The following is a 17575-nucleotide window of genomic DNA, read 5'->3' as shown; positions in this document are numbered from 1 at the left end:
GAACTCCCGACGCTGCTCCATCGCCGACACCTCTCGCCAAGGCATGGACCGCCCTCCTTTCGAGCCAATCCTGCCAATGATGATGTGTCAGCTATCTCCCCGAACACCTGTCAGGGATGTCCCCGGACTGAACACTTGTTCCGAGGACCCCTATCTCCGCCGCGCTGTCGGTTGGGGGTGCACGGCGATCTCACCGCTTCACGGATCGCTCTTCCTCGCGGTTGAAACAGGGGTCCTCGGAACAAGTCCGAGGATGACGGTGGAGAGGTGGCGGATTTGCCTTGAAGCGATGGCGCGCGCTCGCGCATACGCTGGCCCCTGGCGAAGACGTTGCGGGAAGCAGCATGGGCGTCCTGGTTCTTGGAGGGACGGGTTTCATCGGAGGGCCGGTGGCGGCGCGGCTGGTCGCCCAGGGCGTCGAGACGGCGGTCGCCCATCACGGCGCGCGGCCGGTCGCGGCTAGAGCCAGGTCGGTGGTGCTGGACCGCCGCGACCCGGCGGCGGTGCTGGCCGCCGTGCGCGATCTGGGCGCCGACACGGTGGTCGACCTGATCGCCTACACGCAAGCCGACACCCTGCCGCTGCTCGAGGCCCTGTCCGGCCGCATCGCCCGCTACGTGCTGGTCAGTTCGATCGACGTCTATCGCAACTACGAGGGCCTGCATCGCAAGGGCCGGCCGACGCCGATCTGGGACCGGCTGACCGAGGACGCGCCGCTGCGGGACAGTCGCTTTCCCTATCGCTTGGCCAGGCTGCGCGCCGCTGGCGACCCCCAGGCCTGGATGGACGGCTACGACAAGATCCCGCTGGAAGAGGCGGCCCGCGCGGCCGCGGGGCTGGAGGCGACCATCCTGCGCCTGCCGATGGTGTTCGGGCCCGGCGACCGGCAGCGGCGGTTCTCGTGGGCTATCCGGCCGATGGTCCAGGGCCGACCCCGGTTCGTGATTCCCCATCCGTGGGCCAGTTGGCGGGCGACCTTCGGCTATGTCGACGACGTGGCGGCGGGGATCGCCCTGGCGGCCGTCCATCCCCGGGCCAGTGGCGAGACCTTCAACCTGGGCCGCGCCAACACCCCGACCAACCTCGCCTGGGCGGCGACCTTCGCCGAGCACCTGAACTGGCCCGGCGAGGTCCAGCTGGCTCATCCCGACGTGGCGCGGGGCGCGCTGGCCAAGGCGGTGTCGGGCCTGGACCTGGGCTACCCGCTGTTCATCGACAACGCCAAGATCCGCCGCCGACTGGGCTATGCCGAGGTGACGGATCTCGACGACGCCCTGGGGCGGACGGCGGCGGACGAGATGGAGCGCTGACACCTGCTCCCCCTGGGAGAGGATGCGGCGACGACGTAGCTTGGTTCAAGGAGGGGCGATCATGAAGCGAACCTGGCCTGTGTGGCTGATCTGCCTGCTGGCGGCGATGATCGAGGGGTTCGACATCCAGGCGATGGGCGTGGCGGCGCCGCGCATGCTGCCGGCCCTGCACCTGACGCCGAGCCAGGCCGGCTGGGCGTTCAGCGCCAGCCTGGTCGGGCTGATGGTCGGGGCCAGCCTGGGCGGGGCGCTCGCCGACCGGATCGGGCGACGGCCGGTGCTGGCCGGCTCGGTGGCGGCGTTCGGCCTCTTCTCGCTGCTGACCGCCCTGGCCGGCGGCTTCGCGCCGCTGCTGTTGGTGCGAGTCCTGACCGGCCTGGGCCTGGGCGGCGCCATGCCGATGCTGATCGCCCTGGCCTCGGAACAGGCCAGCCCGGCCCGCAAGGCGACCATGGTGGCCCTGATCGCCGGCGGCATGCCGCTGGGCGGCGCGGCGGCGGGACTGGTCGCCCGCACGCCCATGGCCCTGGACGACTGGCGGACGATCTTCCTGGTCGGCGGCCTGGCGCCGCTGGTCGTCGCCCCGCTGCTCCACCGGCTGCTGCCGGTCGGACGGCCCGACCGCGCCGCCTGGCGAAGCGGCGACACCGCCCGCGCCCTGTTCGGGGCCGGACGCTGGCCAGTCACCGCCTGCCTCTGGACCAGCTACGCCCTGGCCGCCCTGACCCTGCACCTGCTGCTCAACTGGCTGCCGACCCTGCTGGTGGCGCGCGACCTGCCGCCGGCTTCGGCCAGCGGGGCGGCCGCGATGTTCAATCTCGGCGGAGCGGCGGGCGGGCTGGCTTTCGGCCTGGTCGTCGACCGGATCGGCGCGCGCTGGCCGCTGCTGGCCGGCTTCGCGGGGCTCGCCGCGACCCTGGTCGTGCTGGCGGGCGCCGCCGACGGCGGGACCATCGCCGCCCTGGCCTTCGCCGCCGGCTTCCTGCTGATGGGCGGACAGTTCACCCTCTACGGCCTGGGACCGCTGTACTATCCCGCCGCCGTGCGGGGCGCTGGGGTTGGGGCGGCGGTGGCCGCTGGCCGCGTCGGCTCGATCCTCGGCCCCCTGGCCGCCGCCCAGTTGATCGGCGGCGGCGCCGACGGCGCGGCGGTGGTCGGGGCCCTGGTCCCGGTCGTCGTCCTGGCGGGCGCGGTGGCGGGATTGCTGACCTGGATGAGCAAGTCTGTTGCGGTGGATCTCGCCCGCCCCTAGGTTGAGCCGGTGGGGCGCGTCGATCCATTCGGTTTAAGGGAGGCCATTAGGGCCGGGGCGCGCGCCGCCGTGGCCAGCGCCCGGCGCGTGGTCCATGTCGCCCTGTTCGAGATCGGCCGCCAGGTCCGCCAGCCTCTGTTCGGGGTGGCCGGCGCGCTGTTCTTCGCCTTCGCGCTGATGCTGATGTCCAAGCACGGGATCCTGGGCTCGGCCGTCACCTCGCGCAACGCGCCGCCGGAGCTGTCCAAGGCCGTCGTCATCCTCAGCGTCTTCTACCTGGCGGTGGTCGTGGCCATGGCCGGCGACGCGGCCCTGCGCGACGCGCGCAGCGGCTTCGAGCCCATCCTGCGCGCCACGCCGGTGCGGCGGATCGAGCACCTGCTGGGACGCTGGATCGGCGCGCAGGTCGCCGCCAATCTAGCCTTCCTGATCGGCCTGTCGGGCCTGGTCGCCGGCGTGTTCGCGCCCTGGACCGACAAGGCCGCGGTCGGTGCGTTCGACATGGCCCAGACCCTGGTGGTGGTCTTCGTCGTGGCCGTGCCCACTGTCGCGGCCCTGACCTCGCTGTGCTTCGCCCTGGCGGCGGGCCTGCGTTCGGTGACCGCGGTCTATGTGACGGTGATCGTGCTGTGGGTGCTGGCGCTGCGGGCCGTCAGCCTCTCGCAACAGCTGCAGGGATGGTGGTTTACCGCCGTCTCGCTGATCGAACCGTTCGGCCTGATCGCCCTGCGCGCCGACCTCGGCGACCTGGATCCGGCGCTGCGGGCCGCGGCGGCCGTGCGGTGGGGCGGCTATCTGGTCGACAACCGCCTGGCCTGGGCGGCGCTGTCGACCGGGCTGGTGGGACTGGCCCTGCTGTTCGAGCGCATCGACGACATCGCCCGGCTGCGGCGGTCGCCCGCCGCGGTGTCCGCCATGGCCGCGCCGATGGCCTGGCCGCGTGTCGCGCCCCGGTTCGACGCGGGCGCGCGCCTGGCGCAGTTCCGCGCCCGCCTGGCCTGGGAGTTGCGGATGCTGTTGCGCAGCCCGTCCCTGCTGATCCTGATCGCCCTGTCGGCCCTGCTGTCGTTCTGGAGCCTGTGGAGCGCCGGCGAGATCAACGAGATCCCGGCCCTGCCCGCCACCCGGATCCTGGCCGCCGATCTGCGCGAGTGGTTCACCCTGATGGGGCTGATCGTCTGCACCTTCTACGCCGGCGAGCTGGTCTGGCGGGACCGGGACATCCAGGCCGGCGAGATGATCGACGTGTCGCCGGTTCCCGATGCCTGCCTGATGGCCGCCAAGGTGCTGGCCATGGGGGGGGTGGTGCTGCTGCTGGGCGCGACAGGCATGGTGTCGGCCTTCGCCGTGCAGGCGGCCAAGGGCTATTTCGACGGTCGCCCCGACCTCTACCTGTCGATGATGGTGCTGCCGATCGGCGGCGCCTTGATGGTGATGGTCGCCGGCTCGGTGGCGGCGGCGGCGCTGTCGCCCAATCGCTATGTCGCCTGGGGCGTGACGGGCGCGGTGATCGGCGCGGCGTTCGTCACCACCAGCTACGGCGTCGATCATCCGTTGCTGGTGTTCCTGGCCGGGCCTTCGAACAGCCTGTCGGAGATGAACACGGCCGGCGACGGGACCCACGCCGGCGACTGGATCAACCTCTATTGGTCGTTGTGGATGGGAATCGCGCTGCTGGCCGCCTGGCTGGTCTGGCCGCGAGGTCGGCCCGCGCCATGGCGGGCGCGCCGTGACCAGGCCCTGCGCCGGCTGCGCGGTCCGGGCGGCTGGGTCGCCGGCGGCCTCGCGGCGCCGCTGCTGGTGGTCGGCGGGTTCGTCTTCCTGAACGTCAACGTCTGGAACAGCTACACCACCAAGCAGCAGGCCGAGGGCCAGGCCGCCGACTGGGAACGCGCGGTGCGGCCCTATGTCGGCCTGCCCGAGCCGACGATCGTCGCGGTGACCCTGCGCGTGGACATCCGGCCGCGCCGGCCAAGCCTGATCGCCGACGGGACCTACGTGATCGAGAACCGCACGGGCCAGACGCTGAGGACGATCCATGTCGACATGCCGGGCGGGCTGGATCGCTCGACCCTGGACGTCGAGGGCGCGACCCGGACGTCCAGCCCCTACGGCCTGGCCGTCCTGCGCCTGGACCGGCCCATGGCCCCCGGCGAGCGCCGTCGCCTGCGGTTCCGCTCGGAGATCACGCCGCGCGGCTTTGGCGACAACGGCGGCCAGACGGCCATCGTCGAGAACGGGACCTTTCTGCAGAGCTGGCTCTTCGCGCCCAGCCTGGGCGTGCGGACCCAGGGCTTCCTGACCGACGCCGACGCCCGCCGTCGCCAGGGCCTGCCGGCCGAACGCGGCGAGTTCGAGCCGTCGGATCCGCGCGCCACGCGCCAGAACGACGTCCACGCCGACTGGGCGACGTCGGACATCACCGTGGTCACCGACGCCGACCAGACGCCGATCGCGCCGGGCCAGCTGGTGGCCAGCGGCGTGGCGGACGGACGGCGCACCGCCCGGTTCGTCTCGGACCAGCCGATCCTCACGGCCTTCTCGATCCAGTCGGCGCGCTACGCCGTGCGCCGCGTCCAGCACGGCAAGGTGGCCATCGCGATCTATTACCACCCGGGCCACCAGGCCAACGTCGAACGGATGATCAAGGCGGTCGAGGGCGGCCTGGACGTCTACCAGGCGCAGTTCGGACCCTACCAGTTCGACTATTTGCGGATCGTCGAGTTTCCGGCCTATGGCGACTACGCCCAGTCGTTCGCGGGCACGATCCCGTTCTCCGAGAACATCGGCTTCGTCGCCGACATGCGCGATCCCAAGGGCTTCGACTATGTGACCAACGTCACCCTGCACGAATTGGCCCACCAGTGGTGGGCGCACCAGGTGATCGGGGCCGACGCCAAGGGCGCGCGGCTGCTGTCGGAGGGGTTGGCCGAGTACAGCGCCTTCATGGCCCAGAGCCGCCTGCAGGGGCGGGTCATGGCCAATAAGGGCCTGTGGAACGAGTACAGTCTCTACCAGAAGGGCCTCGCCGAGCGCACTGGCCCACTGCAATCGCCGGCGCGGGTCACCGACCAGAATTTCGTCGCCTACTACCGCTCGGCCCTGGTGCTGGAGACCGTGCGCGACCTGATGGGCGAGGCGGCACTGCACGCCGCCTTGCGCGAGTTTCTCGCCGCCCACCGCTTCAAGGGCGCGCCCTACGCGACCAGCGAAGACCTGATGGCCACGCTGCGCCGCCATTGCCCGGCCGAGAGATGGGGGCGGGTCGAGTCGCTGTTCCGGGGCGACGCTCCCACGTCGGTCACCTTCTACGGTGGGCCGGACGAGACCATGGCGGCGATCAAGAGCCCGGCGCCCAAGGCCAGGGTTGACAAGCCTTCCCGCGCCAAGCCGGGGGAGCCGAAAGCGGGCCCGGGGGCTAAGGTCGCGCCTAAAGCCCCGCGCTGATCTCCACCACTTCCTCGAACGTCCGCAGGCCCGGCCGCTGCGCGCAGACCAGCACGGCCATGTTGCCGGGCAGGTGCTGGTTGGCCAGCATCTTTTCGTGGGCGGCGGGGATGTCGGTCCAGGGGAAGACTTCCGACAGGCAGGGGTCCACCCGCCGGTCGATGACCAGCTGGTTGGCGGCGCTGGCCTGCATCAGATTGGCGAAGTGACTGCCCTGGACGCGCTTCTGGCGCATCCAAAGGAAGCGGGCGTCCATGGTCAGGTTGAAGCCGCTGGTGCCGGCGCAGATGGCCACCATGCCGCCGCGCTTGACCACGAACACCGAGACCGGGAAGGTCTGCTCGCCCGGATGCTCGAACACCAGGTCGACGTCGCGGTTGCCGGTGACCTGCCAGATGGCTTTGCCGAACTTGCGGCTTTCTTTCATGTAGTCGGCGAACTCGGGACCGTTGACCTTGGGCAGCTGGCCCCAGCAGTTGAACTCCTTGCGGTTCAGCACCGCCTTGGCGCCCATGCTCCTCACATAGTCGATCTTGTCGTCGTCGCTGACCACGCCGATGGCGTTGGCCCCGACCACGGCGGCCAGCTGCACGGCGAACACGCCCAGCCCGCCCGAGGCCCCCCAGACCAGCACGTTCTGGCCGGGCTTCAGCTCGTGCGGCTTGTGGCCGAACAGCATGCGGTAGGCGGTGGCCAGGGTCAGGGTGTAGCAGGCGGCCTCTTCCCAGGTCAGGTGCCGGGGCCGCGGCATCAGCTGGCGCGACTGCACCCGGCAGAACTGGGCGAAGCTGCCGTCCGGGGTCTCGTAGCCCCAGATCCGCTGGCTGGCCGAGAACATCGGGTCGCCGCCGTTGCACTCCTCGTCGTCGCCGTCATCCTGGTTGCAGTGGATGACAACCTCGTCGCCCAGCTTCCAGCGCTTGACCTTGGCGCCGACCTTCCAGACGATCCCCGAGGCGTCGGACCCGGCCACGTGATAGGGCTGCTTGTGGCCGTCCAGCGGGCTGATCGGCTCACCCAGCGCCGCCCAGACGCCGTTGTAGTTGACGCCGGCGGCCATCACCAGGACCAGCACCTCGTCCTCGCCGATCTCCCAGGTGGGCACGACCTCGACCTGCATGGCGTCGGACGGCTTGCCGTGGCGTTCCTTGCGGATGGCCCAGGCGTACATGGTCTTGGGCACGTGGAAGGCCGGCGGGATCTCGCCGATCTCGTAGAGGTCCTTCAGTCCGGTCTTGTCCAGCGTGTCGGTCATCTCGCTCCCCGGTTTCTTCGGCGCCGCAACACGAACGCTCGAACGGTTTCCTGCGCTCCGTGGACTGTTCCGCCGGCTCGGAACCCGGCGTCGATCCATCGTTCTGGCCTCCGCGCGCGATGTTCCGCCGCCAAGGCCTGTCCAGGCTGTGACAAGCGTTTGACTCTGGCAAGGGGAAAGTTGTTGCGTCGCAGCATGGTTGCGCGTGAAACGACCGCCTTCCTCGCGGCGAAGAACAAACGGCTCAGCTTTCCAAACCAGCCCTCATCCGCCACGTTCGGCCGATGAGCGCGATGATCCACGTCAGCCGCCCCACCGGCTCGATCCTGCTGTTGGAGCTGGACGCCCCGCCGGCCAACGCCCTGGGGCTGGCCGTGCGGGCCCAGCTGGTGAAGATCCTCGACGAGATCGCCACCGACGACGAGGTCCGCGCGGTGGTGCTGACCGGCCGGGGCGGGGTGTTCTGCGCCGGCGACGACCTGCGCGAGGCCCATGGACGGACCGCGCCCGACGCCCTGGCGGCGGTCGAGAACTTCAACCGGCTGATGGACTGGATCGAGGCCCTGCGCGTGCCGCTCATCGCCGCCATCGATGGCTGGTGCTTCGGCGGCGGGCTGGAGCTGGCCCTGGCCTGCGACATCCGCCTGGCCAGCGAGCGGGCGGTGTTCGCCGCCTCCGGGGTCAATATCGGGCTGATGGCCTCGGTCGCGCGCCTGCCGCGGCTGATCGGCGTCGCCCGGGCCAAGGCCCACCTGCTGACCGGGGCCCAGTTCGGTCCCGAGCGGGCCCTGGCCGACGGGATCGTCACCGCCGTCCACGCCCCCGAGCGCCTGCTGCCGGAGGCGTTCCACCTGGCCGAATGGATCGCCTCGCGCGCGCCCCTGGCGGTGGAGGCCACCAAGCGGGTGGTCGACGGCCGCTCCTATGTCGAGGAGGAGCTGCCCGCCCTGGTGGCCAGCGCCGACCACCGCGAGGCGATCGCGGCGTTCATGGCCAAGCGGACCACGCTGTTCAAGCGGGGGTGACCCAGTACGCCCGGGCGGGGGGGAACGTATTTCCAACGGCCGGTCCCTCAACCGTGCTAAGCTCCATCAAGGCGCTAGGACGCGCCCTCGACGAGTTCCAGCCCGCTTGGCGGGCCGTCTCGACGCACCCCGGAAAGGGGTCGCATGACCGTCAACCGCCACGACCAGCGCCCTTCACGGACCTGATATCGCCGTTCATCGCGCGCGCCGTCGCGCGCGGTTTTCTCTTCGAAAAAGGAACGCTCCTTGTCCAAAGGCAATCGTGAAGTCCGCAAGCCCAAGACCGCCAAGCCCAAGGTGATCGCCGCCGCCGCGCCGACCCTGCTGTCTCCGCTGGGCGGCAAGAAGAAATAGCCGCCGCGTTCCCGTCGCCCCCGATCGAAGGAGACTCCCATGAAGACCTATCCCGGCACCCGCCCCACGGGGCCCAAGGGCCTCAACGACCCCCGCTCGACCGGTAATCAGCCCACGCGGCCCCGGCCGATCGACCCCGACGCGCTGCGCGGCACCAAGACCTGACCCCTCCGATGAAGAGCACGACATGAACGAGACCAAGGGCGCCCGGCTGGCCGACCGGCTGAAGGCGGCCGCCGAGGCCAAGCAGGCGCTGCTGGCCAAGTTCAAGCCCAAGCCGGCGGCGGCCGATCCGTTGTTCGACGAGCGCGGCGTCGCGGCGGCGGCCGAGCTGAAGGCCGTGCGCGCCGAACGCCAGGCGGTCCGCACCGTCAAGAAGAAGGCGGCCGACGCCGTCGCCGCCGGGGCGGCGGTCGCGGCGGTCGAGCGGGCCGAACGCAAGCGGGCCAAGGCTCCGACCGAGGCCGAGGCCAAGGACAAGCGCGACGCCAAGTACGCGGCCCGCAAGGCGCGCCGCTGATGGCTAAGCGCGCGCCGGTCCCGGTCTCGCCGTTCGGCTCGCAGGATTACGAGCTGCTGTGCGACAACCTGATCACCCTGCGCGAGGCCCATATCCGCTCGCGCCACGCCCGACCGATGCGGGTGGGCGACCTGTGCACGCTCACCCAGGACGGCGAGGTCTACGAACTGGTGGTCACCGACTTCACCGATCGCGGCGGCGAGGGCTGGAGCGTCCGCTGCCGGATCATCGAGGCGCTCCGCCGATGAGCGCCTCGTACGGACGGCGGCGGCGACTCCGAAGCGAAGGGGCCAGGCGGATCGGGCCCGAACGGCGGATCGGCGGGCTCGTGCGCTGGCAGGCCTTCCCGCGTCGGGCCGGCGGGGCGCGGCCGGGCCTGTGGATCGCCATCGCCGCCGCGGCCGTGCTGCTGATCCTGTTCCTGATCGCCGCGCGCACCGCCGGCGGACCGCGTTGGGGAGGTCCGCTGCTGCTGGTCCCGGCCGCAGGGCTGCTGGCGACGTTGGGAGCGGTTTTCGTCGTTCTGGCCCGGCGGGCCTTGGCCTGGCTGGCGGGATAGGACGGCCATGGCGGCCTTGCCAAAGGTACCGGTACCTTTTCGCTGTTCCTGATCCCCAGCCTGTGTCTACATACCTCTGACACCGGTGTCGCGCCGGGCAAGACGACCTTTCAAGGTCGCGGGACGAGGGGAAACGCGTGAAGGCTTCAGCGATCATTCCATCCGGCGGCGCGCTCGCCCTGGCTCTGGCCTTGGCGGTCATGGGCCTGGGGCCGCCCGCCTTCGCTCAGGCGCCGGCGGCGTTCCTGGACCCGGCCCTGAAGCCCGACGCCCGCGCCGCGGCTCTGGTCTCGGCCATGACCCTGGAGGAGAAGGCCGGCCAGCTGAAGCACGCCGCCCCCGCCATCCCGCGCCTCTCCGTACCGGCCTACAACTGGTGGAGCGAGGGGCTGCACGGCGTGGCCCGGGCGGGCGAGGCCACGGTGTTCCCGCAGGCCATCGGCCTGGCCGCTACCTGGGACGCGCCGATGGTCCATGGCGTCGCCGACACCATCGCCACCGAGTTCCGCGCCAAGTACGTGGCGACGCGCGCGGCGAACGGCGGCTCGGCCCAGTATCGCGGCCTGACCGTCTGGTCGCCCAACATCAACATCTTCCGCGATCCGCGCTGGGGCCGGGGCCAGGAGACCTATGGCGAGGACCCGTTCCTGACGGCCGAGATGGGCGTGGCCTTCGCCACTGGCCTGCAGGGTGACGACCCGACCTATTACAAGACCGTGGCCACGGCCAAGCACTTCGCGGTCCACAGCGGCCCCGAGGCCGACCGCCATCGCGACGACATCCACCCCTCGGCCCACGACCTGGAGGACACCTACCTGCCGGCCTTCAAGGCCCTGGTGACCCGGGCCCGGGTCGAGTCGGTGATGTGCGCCTACAACGCCGTCGACGGCGCGCCGGCCTGCGCCAACACCGCCCTGCTGGCCAACCGGCTGCGCCGCGACTGGGGCTTTTCCGGTCATGTGGTCTCGGATTGCGCGGCCATCGCCGACGTCTTCCTGCCCACCTCGCACGGCTATGTGAAGACCGCCGAGCAGGCCGCCGCCGTCAGCATCAAGGCCGGGACCGACCTGTTCTGCGGCGAGTTCGGGCCCGACAAGAGCGCCGACATCGCGCCGATCGTCGACGCCGTCCGCCATGGCCTGCTGAGCGAGGCCGAACTGGACCAGGCGGTCCGGCGATTGTTCGTCGCGCGGCTGAAGCTGGGCCTGTTCGATCCGCCCGCGCGCGTGCCGTACTTCAAGATCACGGCCGCCGAGAACGATACGCCCGAGCACCGCGCCCTGTCGCTGGAGGCGGCCAAGGCCTCGCTGGTGCTGCTGAAGAACGACGGCCTGCTGCCGCTGAAGGCCGCCCCGGCCCGGATCGCGGTGATCGGTCCCAACGCCGACAGCCTGGACGCCCTGGTCGGTAACTACAACGGCACGCCGTCCCGGCCGGTCACCGTGCTGGCGGGCCTGCGCGCGCGCTTCCCCGGCGCCCGGATCGACTTCGTCGAGGGCAGCGGTTGGACCGAGGCGCCGCGCGAGACCGTGCCGGACTCGGCGCTGAAGGACCTGAAGGTCGAGACCTTCCACGGCCTGGACCTTGAGGGGCCGGCGACCTCGACCGAAGCGGCCGCCAACGCCAGGTTCAGCTGGGGGCGACCCCAGCGCCAGGAGCGCCAGACCTCGATGCGCTGGACGGGAACGCTGGTCCCGACCGAGACCGGCGTCCACCGTCTGTCGGTCAGCGGCGAGGGCGGCTACCGGGTGATCGTCGACGGCCGAACCGTGGTCGACGCCTGGACCCGTGCGTCCGACTCCGCCCCAGACGGCCAGGTCGCCCTGACGGCGGGCAAGGCCCATGCGATCGTCGTCGAGGCCAACCAGTCCGGCTCGCGCGGCGACCTGCGCCTGCAATGGAGCCGGCCCAGCCGCGGGGCCGACGCCGCCGTGGCCGCGGCCAAGGCCGCCGACCTGGTGGTGTTCGTCGGCGGGCTGACCGCCAAGCTGGAGGGCGAGGAGATGTCGGTGCGGGCCCCGGGCTTCGCCGGCGGCGACCGCACCAGCCTGGACCTGCCCGCCGCCCAGGAGGGCCTGCTGGAGCGCCTGCACGCCGTCGGCAAGCCGGTCGTCCTGGTGCTGATGAACGGTTCGGCGCTGAGCGTGAACTGGGCCGACGCCCACCTGCCGGCCATCGTCGAGGCCTGGTATCCGGGCGGCGAGGGCGGTCGCGCCGTGGCCGGCCTGCTGGCGGGCGACTTCAGCCCGGCCGGCCGCCTGCCCGTGACCTTCTACCGCTCGGCCGACCAGCTGCCGCCGTTCAAGGACTACGGCATGGCCGGCCGCACCTATCGCTACTTCGGCGGTGAGGCGCTGTATCCGTTCGGCCATGGCCTCAGCTACACGCGGTTCGCCTATGGCGAGCCGGTGCTGGAGCAGGCGGCGGTGAAGGCCGGCGAGGCCCAGGGCGTGGCGGTCGACGTCACCAACAGCGGGCCGCGCGACGGCGACGAGGTGGTGCAGCTCTACGTCTCGCGCGACGTGGCCGGCGCGCCGGCGCGGTCGCTCCACGGCTTCCAACGGGTGCATCTGAAGGTCGGTGAGACCCGCCGCGTGCGGTTCGCCCTGGACGGCGCGGCGATGAGCGTGGTGGCGGCGGACGGGAGCCGGTCGATTGCGCCGGGTTCGGTCACCCTGTGGATCGGCGGCGGCCAGCCGGTGAGCCGGCTGGGGCTGGCCACGGCGGCCGGGGTCGAGGCGCGGTTCGTGGTCGAGGGGAGCGCCGTCCAGCTTTCGCGATAGGTCTCCCTCTTCCATAGGTCGAGGGTTTCAGAGGCTCACCCACTTGCCCCCACCTGACCGCTTCGCGGTCTGTCCGCCCCCATAGGGGGCGGAGCCGCACGGCGCCGACCTCAGCGCTCTTCCCCCTGTGGGGGAAGACGGCCGCGAAGCGGTCCGTAGGGGGCAAGTGTTCGCCGGTGCTAGGCTGCCGGTTTCCTACGCAGCCGCGCCAACCGCCGCAGCCGGCGCCAGAAGCGGGTCTTTTCCGGCTCGGGATAGGGCTGCAGGTTCTTGTAGAACTCCTCGGCGCAGGCGCGCCACGAGAAGCCTTCGGCGAACTTGCGCACCGTGGCGTGGTCGATGTCCAGGCAGGCCAGGCAAGCCTCGCGCAGGCCGTCGGTCTGGCCGGGCGCCAGCACGCCGGCCCCCGAGCCGGGGATGATGTCGATCGGTCCCGGGGCCGAGAACGCCGCCACCGGCACGCCCGCGGCCATGGCCTCTAGGATCACCAGGCCGAAGGTGTCGGTCAGGGACGGGAAGCAGAAGACGTCGGCGCAGGCGAAATAGCGGGCCAGCTCCTCGCCGAACTTGGCGCCGGCGAAGACCACGTTCGGGTACTTCTCGGCCAGCTCCTCGCGTTGCGGGCCGTCGCCGACGATCACCGTGGTGCCGGGCAGGTCCAGGCCCGCGAAGGCCTCGATGTTCTTCTCGACCGCCACGCGGCCGACATTGAGGAAGATCGGCCGGGCCAGGCCTTCGAACACGTCCGGTTCGCCCGCCTGGCGGGGGCGGAACACGTCGGTGTCGACGCCGCGCGTCCAGGGCGAGATGTTGCGGAAGCCGTGGCGGATGAGCTCGTCGCGCATGGTCGGGGTGGCGACCATCAGCCGGCCCGACGGCTTGTGGAACCAGCGCATGTAGGTGTAGCCGGCCGACAGCGGCAGCGGCAGGCGGGCCGACACGTATTCGGGGAACCGTGTGTGGTAGCTGGTCGTGAACGGCAGCTTCCATTCCAGGCAGATGCGGCGGGCGGCCAAGCCGATCGGACCCTCGGTGGCGATGTGGATCGCCTCGGGCTCGAACGACTTGAAGCGCTCCATCACCGGCTCGTAGGCGCCGATGGCCAGCTTGATCTCCGGATAGGTCGGCAGCGGGAAGGTGGGGAACTGGTCGGGGCTGACGACGTCGATCTCGTGGCCCATCGCCTTCAGCTCGGCCATCACCTTGGTGAGGGTCCGAACCACGCCGTTGACCTGCGGTTCCCAAGCATCTGTGGCGAGTAGTATCCGCATCAGGCGGCGGCAGGCTCCGCTATGGGGGGCTCGACGGGGAGCGCCCTTGCCCGGTCGATCACCGACCAGGACCTAAGCTTGGACCATTCCAGGATTTCGAGCCGTCCGTCCATATGTTCCACCAGCGCGGTGCAGCTTTCCACCCAATCGCCGTCGTTGACATAGAGCACGCCGTCGATCTCGCGCATCTCGGCCTTGTGGATATGGCCGCAGATCACGCCGTCGACGCCGCGACGACGGGCTTCGTCGGCGACCGCGGCCTCGAAATTCTCGATGAATTGCAGCGCGTTCTTCACCTTGACCTTCAGATAGGCCGAAAGACTCCAGTAGCCGAACCCCAGCTTCCGACGCGCGCGGTTGAGCAAGGTGTTCAGCATCAGGATGGTCCTATAGGACCAGTCGCCCAGGAAGGCCAGCCACTTGGCGTGCTGCACCACCCCGTCGAACTCGTCGCCGTGGACCACCAGGTAGCGCTTGCCGTCGGCCGCCTCGTGGATCACGTCGCGCACCACCACCACCCCGCCGAAGTGGACGCCGCAGAAGTCGCGGACCCGGTCGTCGTGGTTGCCCGGCACATAGATCACCTCGACCCCCTTGCGGGCCAGGCGCAGGATCTTCTGCACCACGTCGTTGTGGCTCTGGGGCCAGTACCAGCCGCTGCGCAGCTTCCAGCCGTCGATGATGTCGCCGACCAGGTAGAGCTTGTCGCACTCCACGTGGCGGATGAAGTCCAGCAGCAGCTCGGCCTGGCAGCCGCGGGTGCCCAGGTGCACGTCGCTGATGAAGATCGAGCGATAGCGGCGGATCTCGATGTCGGTGTCGGTGACCATGGCTTGCCCCTCCGGCGGTTCTGGTCGGCGTTCAAGCCGATCCCCCCGGACCGGCCCCCGGCCCCGGATGGCGTTGGGGCGAGCCGTCCGGCGATTAAGCTGATTGCATGTCGCTTTCGTGAAACGGCGCCGCGCCCGCCGCGCGACGCCGCGTCGCACCAACGCCCGAATTTTGACCATCGTGTCGATCTTGTCGGACAAGGCGCAGCCCGGCCGTCGCTCGGCTGTTGCAGCGCAACATGGCTTTGACTAGATCAAGATCATGGACGCCGCTCGCCTCGCCAAGGATACGCCCAAGTCGCTGAAGACCCGGGCGCGGATTCTCGACTGCGCGATGCGCCTGATCGCCGAGATCGGCTATCACGCCGCGACCAATCCGGTGATCGCCGACGCCGCCGGCCTGACGCGCGGGGCGATGCTCTACCACTTCCCCACCCGCGAGGCCCTGGTCGAGGCGGCCGTGGCCCACGTCCAGGCCGAGCGCTCGGCCCTGTTCCGCGCCGCCGCCGACGGCCTGCCCTCGGGCGCCGACGTCACCGAGCACGCGATCGACAGCTACTGGGACCTGCTGCACACCGTGCCGTTCCTGGCCTTCGCCGAGCTGGAGGCGGCCGGCCGCACCGACCCGGCGGTCCAGGCCCTGCTGGCCCCGGCCCAGGCCGAGTTCGACCGCGCCCAGGCCGGCGACCACTTCCTGAAGATTCTCCACGCCGGGGCCGGCCCGCGCTTCCAGGCCAGCCGCGACCTGGCGCGGTTCATGCTGGAAGGCCTGGCGCGGGCGTCCCTGACCTATGACAGCGACGGCCGGCGCGAGCGGCTGCTGATGCTGATCAAGCGGGCGACCCACATGCTCAACCGCAAGGGGGATGTGCAGGATCTTTGGCCGGATTAGGGGGGAAGGGCGTCAGTTCTCGAGACGGGCGTCAACGACTACTCGCGACCCTAGTCGGACCTTGCACACCATCTATTGCGCAGCTAGGCCAAGGCTAGCGAGGTGGCAGAGATGTTCCGTTTCAAGTGCGCGAGCTGCGATGAATGGCACGAAGGCATGCCTGGCTTTGGAGCTTCCGCACCCCTTTATTACTACGCAATTCCGGAGGCGGATCGCGATGGTCGATGTGATCTGACGGCAGATACATGCGTCATCGATCAAGAGTTCTTCTTTGTGCGGGGCTGTATAGAAATTCCGGTCGAAGGAACTGATGAACCCTTCATTTGGGGCGTGTGGGTTTCCCTCAACCGCGAGCGCTTCGATGAGTTTCTCGCCCTGCAAGATGCGCCGTCTAGGGCGGAAAACGGTCCATATTTTGGTTGGCTTTCGGCGTCCCTCAAAACCTATCCCGACACCGAAAATCTAAAAACGATGGTTCATCTGAGAGATGACGGGCTTCGCCCCTACATCGAATTGGAGCCGACAGACCATCCGCTTGCGCTGGAGCAACGGACAGGGATCTCCGTGGAACGCGTGGCTGAACTGTACGCGGCCTACATGCATTAGGTCCGAGAACCACCAATCACTGACTCTCAGAACGTCTGCTTCTCGGATCGCCCCATCCGCCCCGGATGGGGCCGCGCCTTAAAGCCTTGGTGGATCGGAGCTCTGGCGTCTGGCCGTGTCAAGGACCGGCCTCCGGCCGGCCGCGTCGCGGCGGCCCCAGCGGGGCCGTCCTTGACACGGCCAGACGCCAGAGCAGGCTCGCCATCAAGGTTTTAAGGCGCGGCCTCGCCGCCGGCGGAGGGCGAGAGGGCCACCCTTTTTCGCCGGGATGAGCGGTTGTTGGGGGCCTACAACCGCGCCCGGCCGCCGCCCTTCAGTTTTTCCAGCGCCCGGCGGGAGAGCTCGGCCTGGGCGGCGGCGGGGGCGCGGGCGGCGACCAGGGCTTCGGCGGCCAGGCCGGGCGCCATCACCCGGGCCAGCATTTCGGCCTTGGCCGCGACATTGGCGTCGGCTTTCGACTCTTTCGGGGTGATCAGCGCCACCTTGCGGGCCTGGGCGGCCAGGTCGCCGATCGCCCTGAGCCGGTCGCGGACCCGCTTGATCTCGGCGGGATCGTCGCAGTGCTCGAGGATCGCCCAGGCGGCGTCGAGGGCGGCCATCAGCTTGGTCTGCAGGGCCTGGCGCCAGGCCAGGGACGGGGCGGGGGTGTTTTGGGTCTGGGTCATGGCCAGAAGTGTGCGCCCGCCCTGGAGGGTGGGGACAGGAAACGTGCGTTTTTGTGTAGCACCTTGATTTCGTTGGAGCCGGGTCCGGATTTCGCGGGGATAAACGACCGTGACGCAGTCGGGGACACGCCCTTGCGGCGTGTCCCCACCGACAGGCTCTGCGGTGCTTATCCTGACGTCCCGGCGCGGTGTTTGGGGACATGCCGCAAGGGCATGTCCCCGACTGCGGCCCTGTGGATAACTTTTCGCGTTCTACCCCATGGAAATCGGCAGGGCCGTCGTGAACTTGATCTGCTCCATGGCGAAGCTGGACGACACGTCGGTCAGTGGGGCGGTGGCGATCAGGCGGCGGTAGAAGCGGTCATAGGCGGCGATGTCGCGGACCACGACCTTGAGCAGGTAGTCGACCTCGCCGCTCATCCGATAGAACTCGATGACCTCGGGCAGGGCCTTGGCCCCGGCCGCGAAGGTCGCCAGCCAGTCCTCGTCGTGGCGGCCGGTCTTGACGGCGACGAACACGGTCAGCGGCAGGTCCAGGGCGTCGCGGTCGATCAGGGCGACGCGGGCGGTGATCACCCCGCTGTCCTGCAGCCGCTTGACCCGCTTCCAGCAAGGGGTCTGGGACAGTCCCACCCGCTCGGCCAGCTCGGCGATGGGGACGGTGGCGTCCTGCTGCAGGATCGCCAGCAGGCGGCGGTCGATCTGGTCCAGCGAGATCATTCTGTCCGAAGCCCTATCTGGAGAATTGAATTCCCCATACCTGCCATGACGGCGCGACTGAGACCATGTCATTCTCGCGAAGCACG

Annotated in this window: 16 protein-coding genes; 11 read left to right on the top strand and 5 right to left on the bottom strand. The window is 70.0% G+C overall.

Annotation, left to right across the window (positions count from 1 at the left end):
* Positions 1 to 344: 344 nt before the first annotated feature.
* From J2X41_RS18005 to J2X41_RS17995, 3 genes are all read left to right on the top strand, one after another.
* Positions 345 to 1310, top strand: a complete 966-nt coding sequence (locus J2X41_RS18005) for an NAD-dependent epimerase/dehydratase family protein (protein WP_310083846.1) — start codon at positions 345 to 347, stop codon at positions 1308 to 1310.
* Positions 1311 to 1371: 61 nt separating this feature from the next.
* The gene (locus tag J2X41_RS18000; RefSeq protein ID WP_310083844.1) at positions 1372 to 2562 is read left to right on the top strand and encodes an MFS transporter; all 1191 of its coding nucleotides are present in this window, start codon (positions 1372 to 1374) and stop codon (positions 2560 to 2562) included.
* 69 nt (positions 2563 to 2631) lie between these two features.
* Positions 2632 to 6009, top strand: a complete 3378-nt coding sequence (locus tag J2X41_RS17995) for a M1 family aminopeptidase (RefSeq protein WP_310083841.1) — start codon at positions 2632 to 2634, stop codon at positions 6007 to 6009.
* On the opposite strand, the gene ccrA is transcribed toward J2X41_RS17995, so the two are convergent.
* Positions 5993 to 7264 (bottom strand): crotonyl-CoA carboxylase/reductase, encoded by a 1272-nt coding sequence (gene ccrA / locus J2X41_RS17990; RefSeq protein WP_310083839.1) that lies wholly within the window; start codon positions 7262 to 7264, stop codon positions 5993 to 5995. The two genes, J2X41_RS17995 and ccrA, sit on opposite strands and share 17 nt — an antisense overlap.
* 284 nt (positions 7265 to 7548) lie before the next feature.
* Here ccrA and J2X41_RS17985 point away from each other — a divergent pair, with 284 nt between their 5' ends.
* The 6 genes from J2X41_RS17985 to J2X41_RS17960 all read left to right on the top strand — a co-directional run bounded on the left by J2X41_RS17985 (position 7549) and on the right by J2X41_RS17960 (position 12505).
* On the top strand, positions 7549 to 8289 hold the full coding sequence (locus tag J2X41_RS17985) for an enoyl-CoA hydratase/isomerase family protein (RefSeq protein WP_310083836.1): 741 nt from the start codon (positions 7549 to 7551) through the stop codon (positions 8287 to 8289).
* A 393-nt stretch (positions 8290 to 8682) separates the two neighbouring features.
* On the top strand, positions 8683 to 8808 hold the full coding sequence (locus tag J2X41_RS17980; protein WP_156402172.1) for a hypothetical protein: 126 nt from the start codon (positions 8683 to 8685) through the stop codon (positions 8806 to 8808).
* 22 nt (positions 8809 to 8830) lie between these two features.
* Entirely contained in the window at positions 8831 to 9163 is a 333-nt protein-coding gene (locus J2X41_RS17975) for a DUF6481 family protein (protein ID WP_310083833.1), read from the top strand.
* Positions 9163 to 9411: a hypothetical protein gene (locus J2X41_RS17970; RefSeq protein WP_310083830.1), complete on the top strand. Its 249-nt coding sequence runs from the start codon at positions 9163 to 9165 to the stop codon at positions 9409 to 9411. The genes J2X41_RS17975 and J2X41_RS17970 overlap by 1 nt, the downstream gene beginning before the upstream one ends.
* Positions 9408 to 9722 (top strand): hypothetical protein, encoded by a 315-nt coding sequence (locus J2X41_RS17965; protein WP_310083829.1) that lies wholly within the window; start codon positions 9408 to 9410, stop codon positions 9720 to 9722. The genes J2X41_RS17970 and J2X41_RS17965 overlap by 4 nt, the downstream gene beginning before the upstream one ends.
* A gap of 137 nt (positions 9723 to 9859) precedes the next feature.
* Positions 9860 to 12505, top strand: coding sequence for a glycoside hydrolase family 3 C-terminal domain-containing protein (locus J2X41_RS17960; protein ID WP_310083826.1), 2646 nt, complete (start codon positions 9860 to 9862; stop codon positions 12503 to 12505).
* Between the two features lie 179 nt (positions 12506 to 12684).
* Here J2X41_RS17960 and J2X41_RS17955 read toward each other — a convergent pair whose 3' ends face one another.
* Positions 12685 to 13776, bottom strand: a complete 1092-nt coding sequence (locus tag J2X41_RS17955) for a glycosyltransferase family 1 protein (RefSeq protein ID WP_310083823.1) — start codon at positions 13774 to 13776, stop codon at positions 12685 to 12687.
* Positions 13776 to 14606, bottom strand: a complete 831-nt coding sequence (locus tag J2X41_RS17950; RefSeq protein ID WP_310083819.1) for a UDP-2,3-diacylglucosamine diphosphatase — start codon at positions 14604 to 14606, stop codon at positions 13776 to 13778. The genes J2X41_RS17955 and J2X41_RS17950 overlap by 1 nt, the downstream gene beginning before the upstream one ends.
* A 262-nt stretch (positions 14607 to 14868) precedes the next feature.
* Between J2X41_RS17950 and J2X41_RS17945 the strand changes: the two genes are divergently transcribed.
* A complete protein-coding gene (locus J2X41_RS17945; RefSeq protein WP_310083817.1) occupies positions 14869 to 15498 on the top strand; it encodes a helix-turn-helix domain-containing protein in 630 nt (209 codons plus the stop codon).
* 111 nt (positions 15499 to 15609) lie between these two features.
* Positions 15610 to 16104, top strand: coding sequence for a DUF2199 domain-containing protein (locus tag J2X41_RS17940; RefSeq protein WP_310083812.1), 495 nt, complete (start codon positions 15610 to 15612; stop codon positions 16102 to 16104).
* Between the two features lie 287 nt (positions 16105 to 16391).
* Here the strand turns inward: J2X41_RS17940 and J2X41_RS17935 are convergent, their stop codons facing one another.
* Together J2X41_RS17935 and J2X41_RS17930 are read right to left on the bottom strand one after the other, a co-directional pair.
* Positions 16392 to 16769, bottom strand: coding sequence for a hypothetical protein (locus J2X41_RS17935; RefSeq protein ID WP_310083809.1), 378 nt, complete (start codon positions 16767 to 16769; stop codon positions 16392 to 16394).
* A 252-nt stretch (positions 16770 to 17021) separates the two neighbouring features.
* Positions 17022 to 17561: an Lrp/AsnC family transcriptional regulator gene (locus J2X41_RS17930; protein WP_404979951.1), complete on the bottom strand. Its 540-nt coding sequence runs from the start codon at positions 17559 to 17561 to the stop codon at positions 17022 to 17024.
* Between the last annotated feature and the right edge of the window lie 14 nt (positions 17562 to 17575).

The organism is Caulobacter sp. BE254 (genome assembly GCF_031457295.1).
Classification (GTDB): domain Bacteria; phylum Pseudomonadota; class Alphaproteobacteria; order Caulobacterales; family Caulobacteraceae; genus Caulobacter.
Note: the sequence above shows the minus strand (reverse complement) of the source record. Positions and strands in the feature narration are given on the sequence as shown.

Coding starts and splice junctions, on each gene's coding strand:
- J2X41_RS17985 (WP_310083836.1), top strand. CDS start 7,549: ATGAGCGCGATGATCCACGTCAGCCGCCCCACCGGCTCGATCCTGCTG.
- J2X41_RS17955 (WP_310083823.1), bottom strand. CDS start 13,776: ATGCGGATACTACTCGCCACAGATGCTTGGGAACCGCAGGTCAACGGC.
- J2X41_RS17940 (WP_310083812.1), top strand. CDS start 15,610: ATGTTCCGTTTCAAGTGCGCGAGCTGCGATGAATGGCACGAAGGCATG.
- J2X41_RS18000 (WP_310083844.1), top strand. CDS start 1,372: ATGAAGCGAACCTGGCCTGTGTGGCTGATCTGCCTGCTGGCGGCGATG.
- J2X41_RS17935 (WP_310083809.1), bottom strand. CDS start 16,769: ATGACCCAGACCCAAAACACCCCCGCCCCGTCCCTGGCCTGGCGCCAG.
- J2X41_RS17965 (WP_310083829.1), top strand. CDS start 9,408: ATGAGCGCCTCGTACGGACGGCGGCGGCGACTCCGAAGCGAAGGGGCC.
- J2X41_RS17980 (WP_156402172.1), top strand. CDS start 8,683: ATGAAGACCTATCCCGGCACCCGCCCCACGGGGCCCAAGGGCCTCAAC.
- J2X41_RS17970 (WP_310083830.1), top strand. CDS start 9,163: ATGGCTAAGCGCGCGCCGGTCCCGGTCTCGCCGTTCGGCTCGCAGGAT.
- J2X41_RS18005 (WP_310083846.1), top strand. CDS start 345: ATGGGCGTCCTGGTTCTTGGAGGGACGGGTTTCATCGGAGGGCCGGTG.
- ccrA (WP_310083839.1), bottom strand. CDS start 7,264: ATGACCGACACGCTGGACAAGACCGGACTGAAGGACCTCTACGAGATC.
- J2X41_RS17975 (WP_310083833.1), top strand. CDS start 8,831: ATGAACGAGACCAAGGGCGCCCGGCTGGCCGACCGGCTGAAGGCGGCC.
- J2X41_RS17945 (WP_310083817.1), top strand. CDS start 14,869: ATGGACGCCGCTCGCCTCGCCAAGGATACGCCCAAGTCGCTGAAGACC.
- J2X41_RS17930 (WP_404979951.1), bottom strand. CDS start 17,561: ATGACATGGTCTCAGTCGCGCCGTCATGGCAGGTATGGGGAATTCAAT.
- J2X41_RS17950 (WP_310083819.1), bottom strand. CDS start 14,606: ATGGTCACCGACACCGACATCGAGATCCGCCGCTATCGCTCGATCTTC.